Below are 13,863 nucleotides of genomic sequence, written 5' to 3'. Positions count from 1 at the left end.
AAACCTCTCTTGTTCTACAAAATACAGTTGAATCTAGCCAGGGGTCTGGCCAGCTAACTGCGTAATTTATAACCGGATTTTAACATCTTTAGGCATAGCCACGCCAATCCGAGCAAGAAGCTAGCCACCACTGCCAGACTCAGCCATGGCGACACGTCTCCCTGCCCGAAGAAGCCATAACGAAAACCGTCTATCATGTAAAAAAATGGATTCAATTGCGAGACCGCCTGCCAGAAAGGGGGGAGCGAGTGAATCGAATAGAAAACACCGGATAAAAACGTCAGCGGCATGATGACAAAGTTTTGAAAAGCGGCCATCTGGTCGAACTTGTCCGCCCAGATACCGGCAATCACACCAAAAGTGCCCAGCAATGCGCTACCACAAAGGGCGAACGTGATAATCCACCCGGGATGCACTGTTGGTACCGACACAAAACACAACGCAACCAGATAAATACTCAACCCAACCACTAAACCACGGATCATGGATGCCGCCAGAAAAGCGATAAAAAACTCCATGGTCGTCAGCGGCGTGAGTAGCAGGAAGACAATGTTGCCCATCACTTTAGACTGGATCAGGCTCGATGAGCTATTGGCAAAGGCATTCTGCAACAAGGACATCATCATCAGGCCGGGCACCAGAAACGCGGTATAACTGACCTGATCGTAGACTTTGACGTGGGACTCCAGCACATGCGAAAAAATCAGCAGGTATAACAATGCCGTTAGAATGGGCGAGGCAATGGTTTGAAATGCCACGCGCCAAAAACGCAACAGCTCTTTTTTAAACAGCGTATAAACGCCGCGACGCTGCGGGCTGATTTTGTCATCCAGCCAAAAAAATGGATTCAGCCACTTCATGCCGGCACTCCTTGCTGATTCCCCACCAGGTTAAGAAAGACATCTTCCAGATCCGCCTCCTGCAGTTGCATGTCCAGCACATGCACGCCCGCCTGACGCAACGCAGTCAGCACCGTTTCCACCTGCGTTAACTCCGTGATCGCCAGGACGACCTCCTCCCCGTTTTGCTGCTTGAGTAGCGGCTGTAACACAGCAGGCAAGGCCGCCGACAAGCGTAACGACAACTGCTTTGCGGCATGGCTCTTGAGCAAAGCGCGCGTACTGTCTAGCGCCACAACGCGGCCTTGCTTCATCATTGCCACGCGCTGACACAAAGCCTCAGCCTCTTCGAGATAATGCGTGGTCAAAATAATCGTATGTCCTTGCTGATTCAGTGTTTGAATAAACGCCCACAGCATTTGCCGCAATTCGACATCCACCCCTGCGGTCGGCTCATCGAGCACGATGACGGGGGGCTTGTGCGCCAGCGCCTGCGCAATCAGGGCCCGACGCTTCATGCCGCCTGACAGTTTTCGCATATTGGTATAGGCTTTGTCAGTGAGCCCCAGCCCTTCGATAATCTCATCGACCCAGACATCATTCTCGGGGCCATGTCCAAAATAACCAGCCTGGAAACGCAGCATTTCACGCACATTGAAAAACGGATCAAATACCAGCTCTTGCGGCACCACGCCCAATGCCTGACGCGCACGCTGATAATCAGACTGCACATCGTGCCCCATGATGCGGATGCTGCCGCTCGTGGGTTGCAACAACCCCGCCATCAAATTGATCAGCGTGGATTTGCCTGCCCCGTTAGGGCCAAGTAAGGCAAAAAACTCGCCTTGCTCAATCTGCAAATCCACGCCCCTTAGGGCTTCAAACTGACCAAACCGTTTGGTAATTCCTGTGATTTCTATGGCAGCGGCCACGTCTATCCTTTCGCTATCCCAAAAAAACGAAACCCCACCTCGTCTGAGCTGGGGCTGTTCGATTTTGTGAGTGGTTAATTCAACAAGAATCCATCGACACCGTATAGCTGCATTAAACTTCGCAGATTGTCTGGCACCCCGACGACTGACATGTTACCCGGGTGCGTATAGTCATGATTAAGTCTGCGCTGTATCTCAAGAATCATACTGATCGCCACCGTATCTACCTCTTTCACCCCTGAAAAGTCCAGGGTCAGTGGCGAGGCCAACTGCAATTTTTGCAAGTCAGCTAAAGTTTCGCTGACATTGGCAATCAGCAAATCACCTTTAAAGTGCAAACTATTTTGTTGTTGCGTCAGTTGAGCCACCCATTTCTCCCGATTTTTTCAGACCACGCAGTTATTTACCTGTGGCTGCCTTGTTCTTGTCCGCCAGTTTTTTCGTCAGGCTATCCAGCCCATTTTGGCGAATTTCTTGTGCAAACTGGCTACGGTAGTTGGTGACCAGACTCACGCCTTCAATGACGATATCAAACACTTTCCAGTCATCGCCTTTTTTTCCCAACGTGTAATCAACGGCAATCGGATCACCACCAGGCTGCTGTATCGCCGTTTTGACGGTTGCTGTATCCGCCCCGGACTCCATGCGGAAAGGCTTGTATTCAATTACCTGATTTTTGTATTTAGACAATGCAGTGGCATAAGTGCGTAACAGCAGCGTCTTGAACTCAGCCTGGAAAGCTGTTTTCTGATCTGGGCTCGCATTGGTCCAGTTTTTACCTAACACCAGACGTGACACTTTCTCAAAATCAAAGTTTGGCAGTATCTTTTCTTCTGCCAGACTGAAAATCTTTTGCTGGTTGCCCGCTTGAATATCCTTATCGCTTTTGATGACTTCAATCACATCGTCGGCGGTCTTTTTCACCAGTTGATCGGGCGCCATTGCTGCCATTGCTACACCACTGACCAACCACATGGCTGCTGCCATCCACCACTTTTTCATCGCTATCCCTTTATATCGTTTGAGTTATTTGCCCACTTTATCAAGCGGGCTGGCATCTAACGCATCAACTGTACTTTCGGTTGATGCAGCTGCCGTTTTATTTCCATTCTCGTTACTTTCTGTCGCCTTGCTATACAAGAACTGACTAATCAGTTTTTCCAGCACAACCGCATCCTGGGTCTGTGTGATCTTGTCACCATTTTTGAGGTTGATTTCGTCACCACCGGCTTCGAGCCCAACGTATTGCTCACCCAGCAATCCTGCAGTGTAAATGTTGGCGAACGTATCTTTGGGGAATGCATAACGGGCATCAATGTTGAGACTCACGACGGCCTCATAAGTTTTAGGATCAAACACAATATCATTGACGCGACCGACCACCACCCCTGCACTTTTCACAGGGGCGCGAGGTTTGAGGCCGCCAATATTCTCAAAGTTCGCCGTCACGGTATAGGTCTGGCCAATATTACTGGTAGTGAGATTGCCCACTTTCATGGCCAAGCCCAATAAAGCGGCCAATCCTAATGCCACAAAGATCCCTACCCATAAATCAATTGTTGTTCTTTCCATTGCTGCTCCCGCAAATATCTCGTACGTTGTCCTGCTAAACCGCGATCATGAACGAGGTTAATATAAAATCCAGCCCCAATACCGCCAGTGACGAACTCACCACTGTGCGTGTTGTGGCCCGGCTGACCCCCTCAGCGGTCGGCGGTGCATCATAGCCCTCAAACAAGGCAATCATGGTACAAGCCACGCCAAACACCAGGCTCTTCAACACGCCATTCAGGATGTCATACTGCCAGTCCACATTGGCTTGCATCTGTGACCAGAATGCGCCAGCGTCAACGCCAATCAAAGGCACTGCCACCAAATAGCCGCCCAAAATACCCACCATCGAGAACAAGGCCGCCAATATCGGCATGGCAATCACCCCCGCCCAGAAACGCGGGGCAATGACGCGTGCGATGGGACTGACCGCCATCATTTCCATGGCAGAAAGCTGCTCTGTCGCCTTCATCAACCCGATTTCAGCAGTAATGGCGGTACCGGCACGTCCGGCAAATAACAAGGCCGTAACCACCGGCCCCAACTCGCGCACCAGGGCCAACGAAACCAATACGCCAATCGCTTCCGACGAGCCGTATTTTTGCAACGTGTTATAGCCCTGTAAGGCCAGCACCATGCCGACGAAAAACGCGGAGACCAGAATAATGATCAGCGAGAGGACGCCAGTAAAATAAACTTCGCGGATCGTGAGCCGAAAGCGGCGAAAACTCTCGCCGGAGGAAATCAGCGTTAACCACAACAAGCGACCACCCGCTCCCAGACGCCAGATTTTATTGATAAAGCCCGCCCCCAGCTTGGTCAGCAGCCGTTTGATTTTATGCACAATCATTAACGCGCCCCTCTTAACAAACTGGCATGATATTCAGGCGCCGCATAATGGAAAGGAACCGGACCGTCTTTTTCACCATGCACAAATTGATGGATAAACGGCAACTCGGACTGACGCAGCTCATCGGGCGTGCCCTCAGCAGCGACAATGCCGTCGGCGACGAAATAGACGTAGTCTGCAAACTGGAACGTCTCTTCAACATCATGCGTGACAATGATAGAGGTTGCCCCCAGCACGTCATTCAGGCTGCGAATGAGGTCGCAAATAACGGCCATGGAAATCGGATCCAGTCCGGCAAATGGCTCGTCATACATGATAATGCTGGGATCCAGGGCAATCGCGCGCGCCAGTGCAACACGTCTGGCCATACCGCCTGACAGCTCTGTAGGCATCAGGGCATGCGCACCCCGCAAACCAACCGCATTCAACTTCATCAGCACCAGGTCACGAATCATGCTTTCGGGCAAGCTGGTATGCTCACGCATCGGAAACGCAACATTTTCATACACGGATAAATCGGTGAACAAGGCACCATGTTGAAACAACATGCCCATTTTCCGGCGCAGTCGATAAATGCCTTCACGATCTTGCTCATGAACGACCTCACCAACCACTTTGACTTGCCCCTTGGTCGGCTTTAACTGCCCACCGATCAAGCGCAACAAGGTGGTTTTACCGCTGCCACTGCCGCCCATGATGGCAACCACCTTACCTTTGGGAAACGTCATGTTGATGCCTTTATGCAACAATCGGCCTTTGTAACCGAAAGACAGGTCTTGAATTTCTACAATTGCGTTCGCCATAGGAAGTGGGAGTTGTAAATCGGCTCTTATTCTAAAACAGATTCAAATTGAAAAGATGTATGTAAACCTCATAATACAAAAAGCCTGAAAAACCAGGCTTTTTGTATCAGCAATCTGTTGTATTCTACACTAAAAACTCATGCACACTAAGTAGGACGTGCCGGGTAGCGGTGTGGCAACACCGGCACTAGGTGTGCCATTAACGACAACACGCATGGCGCCAGTATTGCCTACACCGTCATCCAGCATGGTATCCAATTGCGCCGCATAACGCCCTAAAATCGCATCGGAACACATGGCGTGCGCACTGCTAAACGCGCCTGCGGTGACCGCTGTCAAAGCGGTCACGTTGCTGACACCCAACTGCCCGCCTTCGCTATTACGTGGCACATACTGCGTACTGGTGGGGTCGGTTGATCCGGTAGCCAAGCCCGCCAATCGCAGGTGTTGCCAGATTAAAAATGATTCATCCGTATCCGTGTTTGAATTCCAAGCACCCTGAATCAAGCCATTTTGTGTTTGCCCGGTCGTAGTCGCATTGGTGCCGTTGACATGGATATCCGCCGCATGATCATCCCCAGGCAAGACGCGAAAACGGTCTTGATAGCCATAAAAATAAGTGGGGATATTTCTAAAGTCACTGGCGAGACTTTTCACCTTGGCGTTGGCAATCAATTCTTGCCCGCGCATCACCCCGGCCAATAGCAACCCGGCGATCACCAGCACAATCGCCAATTCAATCAAAGTAAACCCTTGTTGTGTTTTCATGTTAAATCCTCCTGATAGCTTAAACCTGTTGTTAAAAGCATGACCCAAGACGCATCTGCACCGACACTATGAATAGCCCGGCACAGCAACAACTTTAACATTAATTAAATGTATTTAACAAATAAAACACCAGGAATCTAGCAAAAAGACCAAAGAAAACGGGCAGATGTTTACACATCTGCCCGTTGAAATGGCTACTTAAAATTAAAGCGTACCGTAAGAATGCAGCCCGCTTAAAAACATATTTACGCCCAAAAATGCAAACGTTGTCACCAGCAAACCGACCAGCGCCCACCAGGCCAACATGCTACCGCGCAGGCCTTTCATGAGACGCAAATGCAGCCAGGCCGCATAGTTTAGCCAGACAATCAGTGCCCAGGTTTCTTTAGGGTCCCATGACCAGTAGCCTCCCCAAGCCTCTGCGGCCCACATTGCCCCTAAAATCGTTGCAATCGTGAAAAATGCAAAACCGACCGCAATCGCTTTATACATCAAATCATCCAGCACATGCGGCGCGGGCAAGCGACTCGCCAGAATGCCCCGCTTTGCCAGCAGGTAAGCCCCGGCAACCATCGCCGCCAGCGAGAAGGCGCCATAGCCAATAAAATTGGCGGGCACATGAATTTTCATCCAGTAACTTTGCAAGGCAGGCACCAATGGCTGAATCTCGTTGGCATGACGATCGAAGGTATACCAGAGAATAAAGCCCACCGCGGCATTGATCACCACCAGCACAAAACCACCCAATTGGCGCGTTTTAAACAATTGCTCATAGTGCAAATACAACAAAGCCGTGATCAGGCAAAACAGGATAAACACTTCGTATAAATTGCTGATCGGAATATGGCCGATATCGGGTGCAATCAGGTAGGACTCATACCAGCGCACCATCAGGCCGACAAACCCAAACAAGGTCGCCGTCCATGTCAGGGCCGAGGCCACTTTGGCGGTGAACTCTGATTTTTGGAACATGGCCAGCCAATAGGTCAGCATGGCCAGTACAAACAGCACATTCATCCACATGATGGCAGACTGGCTGGCCAACAGAAACTTGAGCAAGAAGCGTTGACCACCCTGACTCAAGTCGCCCTGATAAACGTAGACGCCAATCAGGCTCAGCACAGCCACACCCAAGACCAGGCGGGCAATGGCTGACCAGCGCCAGCCCAAATAACTAAATACCGCGACTGCCCCAAACAGAAAGCTGACCTCGTAAATATCCATGAAGCCTGCATAGCGCTGATACGAAAACACCGCACCCGCCAGCAATAGAATGGCATAGACCCAATCAAACTTGCTTAACGACTGCCAGAAGGATACTGGCTTGGATAACGTTGACGTATTCATCTTATTCCCCGATTCAATAACGCATTATGCTGAAGGTGCTTGCAACAGCGTTGAAAGTTGCTGGCGCGCACGCGCAAAATCCTGATCCAAGTCCATATTTTTACGGTTAGACGACATGGCCACCAGGACTTCGTGCTGTGCAGGTTTGATCAATAACCACAAGCGACGTTCCTTAATATAGAACATGGCAAAAATACCCATTACCAACATCACCGAACCCAGATATACCCAATTCTGCCCAGGCGAGCGCGTCAGCTGGAAACCACTGGCTTGTTTCAGCGTGTAATTCTTGAGCTGAAAATAATACGGTGTGCCATAAAAGAATAAGTCATTCATGGCATTCAGGCTATCCTGTATAAAGATGGCGCTGGTCTGATCCTCAGCGATAGGCTGCAAGTGACGTTGTGCACGGCTCATTTGATATGCCTGCATCGCTGCACGGTTCAACAATTTGAGATAAGTTTGTGCCGCTTGCTCGCGCTGGTCTTTGGGCACAGCGCTTTCAATAATGCGCGACAACTCACTGTAGCCGCCACGCTTGAAGGTCATCAGTAGCTGCTGCAAGCTTTGCTCAAACTGCGCTCGTAATGTGGGGTTATTACCTGGCATTTGCGCGGCCACCTGCTGCGCGATCGCCTGAATCGACTTGTCATCGCGCAAGGTTTGGCGCAATCGCATAAAACCGGTGATTTCCATGTCGTCATCTGCGGGAATGCGCAAGTACTTGAAGTCCTCCTGCACGGTCTCACGCATGCCAGAGACGAAATAAGCGCGGCCATCCAGCATCAGAGGCTGCATGTAATTGACATACTCACGTGCCTGGCCACTGGCATTGCGCAATTTGAACGTGGTGTTTGGACCCACATTGTGCGGCTTACCTTTACCATCCGCCGACAAATTCAGGATATTAAACTGGCGAAACTCATTGAATTCGACTGTCAGCTTTTGCGCGCCGTCACCGAGCGAGCCTTTTTGCAAGATCACGCCATCCACATCAAATCCATCCTGCTGGTTAGCGGCCAAATCCCAGAGTTTGAATTTGAGCTGTGAGCCACCATCCTGAAAGTCAGATTGGTAAATCGCAATCCCTTTGTAAATAAAAGGATGATTCACTCTGACCGTCGCCTCAATCGGTTGCTTCAGGTCTGAATCAGTGATGAGGATATCGCTTTCAAACGATTTCGGCATCCCGGTCGGGTAATGCTCGATACGGAAGTCCTTGAGCATGACCGTAAAAGGTAATTCTTGGACCAGATAGCCATCACGCACCCGCAAGAAAGACACGTTATCCCGTTCGCCTTCCGGCAAGGTCATATTGGCGCGGAATGAAAGGTTGCCCACCCCCAGCCGACTCTCAGGCGGCACCTGGCGTGAAGGAATATCGCGCGTCTCAACCTTTTTATAACCCAGCAATTCCTGAATCTTGAACGGCAAATTGCCATCGAGCAGGCCACCAAAACAAATCACCACAATCGCGGCATGCGTAAAGATATAGCCCAAGCGCTGATGCGTCCCCAATTTGGCCGCAATCAGCACATCGCCATTACTTTGTGGCGTCGCCTTAAAAGTGTAACGCTCTGCCGTCAACCAAGCGGACAACTGTGAATGTAAGGCGGTTGCTGCCGAAGCCGTCGTCAGACTGGCCTGATGCTCAAATAAACGTAAGGATTTTTCAGTCGCATGCTCTTTATAGGTTTTCCATTCCTTGAGCATGAGCGGTGTATTCCGCAGCACGCACAAGGTAGTTGAAATCACCAAAAACAGTAAAATCACCAAAAACCACGCCGCATGATAGACATCCAGCAACCCCAGCAATTCGAACAATTCAAACCAGAATTGACCGAACTTGACGATGTAATTGGTATAGGGCTCATTCTGCTTGAGTACGGTACCAATAATCGACGCAACGCCCAACAGCGTTAACAAGCTCACGGCAAAACGCATGGAACTCAGTAACTCATAAACACGCCGGGAAAATGAAGCTGGAGATTTCAAATCGTTCTCGTCAAAAAGATGGATAAGTTTGGTTGCTGGTCAGTCACGGTCTTAACGCAAGGCCCGCTGTTGTGGACGACACAAAACTGCAAAGGTTGCATACGGCTACAGTAAAAAAGGTGGCCAAAGCCACCTTTTTCGAGCAGTCAAAAATTAACGCAAACCTTGGATATAGTCTGCAACAGCCTGCATCTCGGCATCGCTCATTTTACCGGCGATGGTCATCATCATTGGTGCATTGGCGCGCTCACCCGTGCGGAAAGTACGTAGTTGCTGCAAGGTGTAATCTGCATGCTGCCCGGCCAAGCGCGGAAACTGCTTGGGCAACCCGGCACCCGTTGCGCCATGACAAGCTGCACAGGCAGGCACTTGCGTTGCAGCAATCCCGCCGCGATAGATCTTCTCGCCCAGTGAGCCTTTACCATTGCTTTTCGCCTTGTTCAGCTTGATGCTTTGGGAAGAAAAGTATTTTGCCAGGCCTTCCATGTCTTCCTGGCTTAAGGCACCGGCCATGCCGGACATGACTGCGTTGGCACGCGTACCTTCCTTAAAGTTAGTCAACTGCTTGACCAGATACTCAGGATGCTGACCCGCCAACTTGGGGTTGGTCGTAATCACACTGTTACCATCTGCGCCATGACAAGCCGCACAGACGTTCTGCACGATTTTCTCAGGGCCATTGACCACTGGTGCCGCCACCGCAGGGGCCGCTTCCTCAGCAAAAACAGGCTGCAAGCCAGTTGCCAGCAATAAAAACAATCCCGCTTTAAAACTCTTTAACATATCTGAATGCCCCAACGTTTTTATTCTGCAGCATTTTATCAAACAAAGCCTGTTCGTGATAGCATGCAAGCCTGAATAGTCCACAAATCTTGAGTCAGCTCAACGCCATCATGCCTGTTTTCCAAAATGCCAGCTTTCACCTCTCTGCACACCACCTGCGGGACCTGCCCCCAGCCAGTGGCATTGAAGTAGCGTTTGCCGGCCGGTCTAACGCCGGAAAATCGAGCGCGCTGAACACTTTGGCCAACCACAACCGGCTCGCGTTTGTGAGCAAGCAACCAGGCCGCACACAGCTGATTAACTTTTTCACCCTGGGCGATGACAAGCACCTGGTTGACCTGCCTGGCTACGGTTACGCCAAGGTGCCTGAAGCCATGCGCATGCATTGGCAAAACGTGCTGTCCCGCTACCTGAGCGAACGCAGCAGCCTGGCCGGCCTGGTACTGGTCATGGATAGCCGTCACCCACTCACACCACTAGACCGGCAAATGCTGGACTGGTTCTGCCCCAGCGGCAAACCGGTGCACGTACTGCTGACCAAAAGCGACAAATTGTCGCGCAGCGAATCTACCATCACCTTAGGTAAAGTCCGCAAAGAGCTCCAAGCCAACTGGGGAAATGCCATCACCGTGCAACTCTTTTCCAGCCTGAAAAAGCAAGGGGTTGATGAAGCAGAAAAAGTGCTGGGCGAATGGTTTTTCGGTGGTGACACCCAAACGGAAGCGGTGGCGCCAGCCAGCGAATAAAAAAGGCAGACGCACAGTCTGCCTTTTTAGTGGGCCTTAAACGCGCCTGAACACCAAATCCCACACCCCGTGTCCCAACTTGAGACCCCGGTTTTCAAACTTGGTGAGCGGGCGGTAGGCCGGTTTCTCGGCGTAATCTGCCGCAGTATTCTGCAACTGTGGCTCTGCGCGCAATACCTCAAGTACCCACTCGGCATACTCCTGCCAGTCAGTCGCCACATGAATGTAAGCGCCCGCTTTCAATTTTGAGCACAACAGTTTTACAAACTCAGCCTGGATCAATCGACGTTTGTGATGACGTTTTTTGTGCCAGGGATCGGGAAAGAAAATGTGTACGCCATCCAGCGAACCGTCTGCCAACATCTGCTGTAACACCTCAACCGCATCATGCTGAATAATACGGATATTCTGGATATCGCCCTCCTGCATCAACTTGAGCAGACTCCCCACGCCTGGGGTATGTACCTCGACTGCCAGAAAGTCATAGTCAGGCAAGGTTTGTGCAATCTTTGCCGTCGCATCCCCCATGCCAAAGCCGATCTCAAGGATTTTTTTGCTCTCGCTACGCCCGAATGCCTGATTCAGATCGAGCGGCTGCGCTGCATACTCGATCCCGAATTGCGGCCAGGCCGTTTGTAATGCGCGCTCCTGGCCCTTGGTCAAGCGGCCCTGACGCAGCACAAAACTGCGGATACGGCGTTGATAAGGCGCTTCGTCAATCGGGAGGGTTTGGTCTAATTCACTCATGGGGCGCATTATACTTGAGAGGCATGCTTTTGATTTTGTGATTTTTACGGCCTGCGCTTTCAGCTTCATTGCAACCACTCGCGAGTACAACAATGTGTCAATCAAGGTTGCATTCACTCAAGCGCAAACATGGCTGTTTCAAGCATACACGGCCTCCATCGACCAGCCCAAACTTAAAGCTGATGCCGCTTATCCCCTTGCAAAAAGCCCAGCAATGGCAACGAGATCCCTTTACTCAAAGCCAATACCTTGAATAGTTCGCCCATCTCCGCCGGTGACAACAGCTTTTGCACCGCAGCCACCTGCGGCAAATAATGGGCACTGTCTTCGGGATTGATCTGCTGTAGCAATTGCAGAATGCCGCAATTGATCAAAAATTGGGCTTGATTGGTGTATCCCGCGCAATCGAGTCCATGTGCCAATGCCGTTTCGGCCATGGCGGTAAAATCGACGTGGGCGGTGATGTCTTGCAAGCCGGGATACCGCAACGGATCATCATGCGCATAGTGCTGATAATGACACATCAGCGTGCCCTGGTTGCGCTGCGGGTGATAGTACTCGCGGGCACTGAAGCCGTAATCAGGCAGCAAGATCAATCCTTGCTGTAGCATCGCGGCTAGACTGGCGATCAATCCTTGTGCCGCAGGATTAACTTCGGTGAGATATCCTTCTGGCAACTGAGCGGCGTCGATGTGTGCGACGCCTGCCTCATTTTGCAAAGGGCGCGTTTGCCATACAAACCCATGTTCATAGCCAACCCCGCGCTCTAGCCAGCGGCCGCCATGCCACTCCACCAGCTGTACCGGGATCGCATCCAGCACTTCATTGCCAATCACCACGCCCGTGAATTGTTCAGGCAAACGATCCAGCCATTGCACCCGTGCATAAAGCTCGGCTGGCAAGCCTGCCTGCAAGCTTTCTTGCTGGCGCATCCGTAAGTTGGCACTTACCTCAAGGATAGAGTAGTGTGGGAGTAGCTGGTGCTGGGTATGCAGCGCTTGCAGCAAGCCTTGCGCCAATCTGCCGGTGCCTGCGCCTAGCTCCAAAATAGCCCCCCCGGTTTCTAACAGCACAGGGGCGAGCTGGTTGGCGATGGCCTGCGCAAAGAGAGGCGAAATTTGGGGAGCAGTCACAAAATCGCCGCCTATACCGAACTTATTGCCGCCGCCGCTGTAATATCCGAGGTGTGGCGTATACAAGGCTTGCTGCATGTAATCCGCAAAGGAAATCCAGCCGCCTTGTTGCTCAATATGCGCTTTGATCTGTTGGTGCAGGGCGTCGCTGTGCGCCTGCATCAGCGCATCCGGCACAGGCAAGCGGGAAGAAGTGGGTTGAACAGTCATTCAATCATTATAATGTGAGCCGTTTAGAAAAGAGTACAACGTGAAATTCAGCCCTAACAATAAAGTGGTATTGATTACTGGCGGTGCCAAGCGGGTAGGCGCCGCCATCACCCGCGCCTTGCACCAGCAAGGGGCCAATGTGATGTTGCACTACCACACCAGTCAGCAAGAAGCCGAAACATTGCAAGCAGAGCTCAACCAGACGCGTGCCGACAGTGTAGCGATCATGCAGGCCAACCTACTGCAAACGGCAGATTTACCCAAACTGATCCAAGCCACCTTGCACCAATTCGGCCGACTCGATGCACTGATTAACAACGCTTCCAGCTATTATGCGACACCCCTCGGTGGCATTAGCGAAGCACAATGGGACGAACTCACCGGCAGCAACCTTAAAGCACCCTTATTTTTAAGCCAGGCCGCCGCCGATGCCCTGTTCGCCAGCCAGGGATGCATCGTCAACATCACGGATATGCACATAGAGCGCCCCAAAAAGCATTACATCATTTACAGTGCCGCAAAAGCCGGCCTGGTCAACCTGACCAAATCGCTGGCGCAGGAGTTGGCGCCTAATGTACGCGTCAATGCGGTCGCACCTGGGCCAGTGTTGTGGCCAGAAGACAATCAGGAGTTTGATGAAACCTACCGGCAACAGGTCGTCAACCAGACCCTGCTTAAACGCACAGGCGAACCGGATGACATTGCCAAGGCGGTCAAGTTTCTGGTGTATGACGCGCCGTTTATCACTGGCCATGTGCTGGCCGTGGATGGCGGCCGCCATTTAAGTATTTAACTTAGCGATGCGGATTAAAGAGCAGACCATCACTATCCATGCTGCTGCGCCCCCCAAACCCGAATTGGGTGCAGCCTGCAATGGCTGTGGTGTCTGTTGTGCGGCCGAGCCCTGCCCGGTGAGTCTGACCCTGCTCTGGCCGCATCAAACCCCGTGCCGCGCCCTGATCTGGAGTAAAGTTGAAAAACGTTATTTTTGCGGCATGGTCAGTGCGCCGGCGCAATTTTTAAGCTGGCTACCGACCAGGCTCAACCGTGCGGCCAGCCGATTATTCAGACGCTGGATTGCTGCAGATACGCGATGCGATGCAGATGTTACGCTGGAATAAACAAAATCACCTCAAATAATCAAACACTTACCATTTTT

Annotated in this window: 16 protein-coding genes; 3 read left to right on the top strand and 13 right to left on the bottom strand. The window is 51.4% G+C overall.

Translation table 11 applies throughout. From position 1 onward, the window contains the following. Positions 1-53: 53 nt before the first annotated feature. The 11 genes from Q9292_RS04765 to Q9292_RS04715 form a co-directional block, all read right to left on the bottom strand. Complete coding sequence (locus Q9292_RS04765) at positions 54-860, bottom strand: ABC transporter permease (protein ID WP_194748767.1); 807 nt, start codon at positions 858-860, stop codon at positions 54-56. Beyond that, on the bottom strand, positions 857-1,771 hold the full coding sequence (locus Q9292_RS04760) for an ABC transporter ATP-binding protein (RefSeq protein WP_313985388.1): 915 nt from the start codon (positions 1,769-1,771) through the stop codon (positions 857-859). The genes Q9292_RS04765 and Q9292_RS04760 overlap by 4 nt, the downstream gene beginning before the upstream one ends. A 74-nt stretch (positions 1,772-1,845) precedes the next feature. Then, positions 1,846-2,139 (bottom strand): lipid asymmetry maintenance protein MlaB, encoded by a 294-nt coding sequence (locus Q9292_RS04755; RefSeq protein ID WP_313985385.1) that lies wholly within the window; start codon positions 2,137-2,139, stop codon positions 1,846-1,848. Positions 2,140-2,170: 31 nt separating this feature from the next. Next, positions 2,171-2,773, bottom strand: coding sequence for a phospholipid-binding protein MlaC (locus tag Q9292_RS04750; RefSeq protein ID WP_194748769.1), 603 nt, complete (start codon positions 2,771-2,773; stop codon positions 2,171-2,173). Between the two features lie 24 nt (positions 2,774-2,797). After that, the gene (gene mlaD / locus Q9292_RS04745; RefSeq protein ID WP_275357661.1) at positions 2,798-3,343 is read right to left on the bottom strand and encodes an outer membrane lipid asymmetry maintenance protein MlaD; all 546 of its coding nucleotides are present in this window, start codon (positions 3,341-3,343) and stop codon (positions 2,798-2,800) included. A 34-nt stretch (positions 3,344-3,377) separates the two neighbouring features. Further along, positions 3,378-4,172, bottom strand: a complete 795-nt coding sequence (gene mlaE, locus Q9292_RS04740) for a lipid asymmetry maintenance ABC transporter permease subunit MlaE (protein WP_194748771.1) — start codon at positions 4,170-4,172, stop codon at positions 3,378-3,380. Beyond that, the gene (locus Q9292_RS04735) at positions 4,172-4,975 is read right to left on the bottom strand and encodes an ABC transporter ATP-binding protein (protein ID WP_194748772.1); all 804 of its coding nucleotides are present in this window, start codon (positions 4,973-4,975) and stop codon (positions 4,172-4,174) included. Before Q9292_RS04735 ends, mlaE begins: the two co-directional genes overlap by 1 nt. Before the next feature lie 129 nt (positions 4,976-5,104). Then, entirely contained in the window at positions 5,105-5,743 is a 639-nt protein-coding gene (locus tag Q9292_RS04730) for a prepilin-type N-terminal cleavage/methylation domain-containing protein (RefSeq protein ID WP_313985379.1), read from the bottom strand. 204 nt (positions 5,744-5,947) lie between these two features. Beyond that, positions 5,948-7,090: a c-type cytochrome biogenesis protein CcsB gene (gene ccsB / locus Q9292_RS04725; protein ID WP_194748774.1), complete on the bottom strand. Its 1,143-nt coding sequence runs from the start codon at positions 7,088-7,090 to the stop codon at positions 5,948-5,950. Between the two features lie 24 nt (positions 7,091-7,114). Next, positions 7,115-9,034 carry a cytochrome c biogenesis protein ResB gene (locus Q9292_RS04720; protein WP_313985376.1) on the bottom strand — a complete coding sequence of 640 codons (1,920 nt, stop codon included), beginning with the start codon at positions 9,032-9,034 and terminating at the stop codon, positions 7,115-7,117. A gap of 204 nt (positions 9,035-9,238) precedes the next feature. Then, positions 9,239-9,868 carry a c-type cytochrome gene (locus Q9292_RS04715; RefSeq protein WP_313985373.1) on the bottom strand — a complete coding sequence of 210 codons (630 nt, stop codon included), beginning with the start codon at positions 9,866-9,868 and terminating at the stop codon, positions 9,239-9,241. A 110-nt stretch (positions 9,869-9,978) separates the two neighbouring features. On the opposite strand from Q9292_RS04715, the gene yihA reads away from it, so the two are divergent. Beyond that, positions 9,979-10,614 (top strand): ribosome biogenesis GTP-binding protein YihA/YsxC, encoded by a 636-nt coding sequence (gene yihA, locus Q9292_RS04710; RefSeq protein WP_313985370.1) that lies wholly within the window; start codon positions 9,979-9,981, stop codon positions 10,612-10,614. Positions 10,615-10,650: 36 nt separating this feature from the next. On the opposite strand, the gene trmB is transcribed toward yihA, so the two are convergent. Together trmB and Q9292_RS04700 are read right to left on the bottom strand one after the other, a co-directional pair. Next, positions 10,651-11,361, bottom strand: a complete 711-nt coding sequence (trmB, locus tag Q9292_RS04705) for a tRNA (guanosine(46)-N7)-methyltransferase TrmB (protein ID WP_313985367.1) — start codon at positions 11,359-11,361, stop codon at positions 10,651-10,653. Between the two features lie 173 nt (positions 11,362-11,534). Then, positions 11,535-12,704: a class I SAM-dependent methyltransferase gene (locus Q9292_RS04700; protein ID WP_313985364.1), complete on the bottom strand. Its 1,170-nt coding sequence runs from the start codon at positions 12,702-12,704 to the stop codon at positions 11,535-11,537. 40 nt (positions 12,705-12,744) lie between these two features. Between Q9292_RS04700 and Q9292_RS04695 the strand changes: the two genes are divergently transcribed. Next, entirely contained in the window at positions 12,745-13,497 is a 753-nt protein-coding gene (locus tag Q9292_RS04695) for a pteridine reductase (protein ID WP_313985361.1), read from the top strand. Between the two features lie 7 nt (positions 13,498-13,504). Next, positions 13,505-13,825 carry a hypothetical protein gene (locus tag Q9292_RS04690; protein ID WP_313985358.1) on the top strand — a complete coding sequence of 107 codons (321 nt, stop codon included), beginning with the start codon at positions 13,505-13,507 and terminating at the stop codon, positions 13,823-13,825. Positions 13,826-13,863 lie beyond the last annotated feature (38 nt).

The sequence above is a fragment of the Methylophilus sp. VKM B-3414 genome, assembly GCF_032248435.1.
Classification (GTDB): domain Bacteria; phylum Pseudomonadota; class Gammaproteobacteria; order Burkholderiales; family Methylophilaceae; genus Methylophilus; species Methylophilus glucosoxydans.
Note: the sequence above shows the minus strand (reverse complement) of the source record. Positions and strands in the feature narration are given on the sequence as shown.

Excerpts from the sequence above, each read along its gene's own strand:
- Q9292_RS04750 (WP_194748769.1), bottom strand. The coding sequence starts at position 2,773 with ATGAAAAAGTGGTGGATGGCAGCAGCCATGTGGTTGGTCAGTGGTGTA.
- mlaD (WP_275357661.1), bottom strand. The coding sequence starts at position 3,343 with ATGGAAAGAACAACAATTGATTTATGGGTAGGGATCTTTGTGGCATTA.
- ccsB (WP_194748774.1), bottom strand. The coding sequence starts at position 7,090 with ATGAATACGTCAACGTTATCCAAGCCAGTATCCTTCTGGCAGTCGTTA.
- yihA (WP_313985370.1), top strand. The coding sequence starts at position 9,979 with ATGCCTGTTTTCCAAAATGCCAGCTTTCACCTCTCTGCACACCACCTG.
- Q9292_RS04690 (WP_313985358.1), top strand. The coding sequence starts at position 13,505 with ATGCGGATTAAAGAGCAGACCATCACTATCCATGCTGCTGCGCCCCCC.
- Q9292_RS04765 (WP_194748767.1), bottom strand. The coding sequence starts at position 860 with ATGAAGTGGCTGAATCCATTTTTTTGGCTGGATGACAAAATCAGCCCG.
- Q9292_RS04720 (WP_313985376.1), bottom strand. The coding sequence starts at position 9,034 with ATGCGTTTTGCCGTGAGCTTGTTAACGCTGTTGGGCGTTGCGTCGATT.
- Q9292_RS04700 (WP_313985364.1), bottom strand. The coding sequence starts at position 12,704 with ATGACTGTTCAACCCACTTCTTCCCGCTTGCCTGTGCCGGATGCGCTG.
- mlaE (WP_194748771.1), bottom strand. The coding sequence starts at position 4,172 with ATGATTGTGCATAAAATCAAACGGCTGCTGACCAAGCTGGGGGCGGGC.
- Q9292_RS04730 (WP_313985379.1), bottom strand. The coding sequence starts at position 5,743 with ATGAAAACACAACAAGGGTTTACTTTGATTGAATTGGCGATTGTGCTG.
- trmB (WP_313985367.1), bottom strand. The coding sequence starts at position 11,361 with ATGAGTGAATTAGACCAAACCCTCCCGATTGACGAAGCGCCTTATCAA.
- Q9292_RS04735 (WP_194748772.1), bottom strand. The coding sequence starts at position 4,975 with ATGGCGAACGCAATTGTAGAAATTCAAGACCTGTCTTTCGGTTACAAA.
- Q9292_RS04715 (WP_313985373.1), bottom strand. The coding sequence starts at position 9,868 with ATGTTAAAGAGTTTTAAAGCGGGATTGTTTTTATTGCTGGCAACTGGC.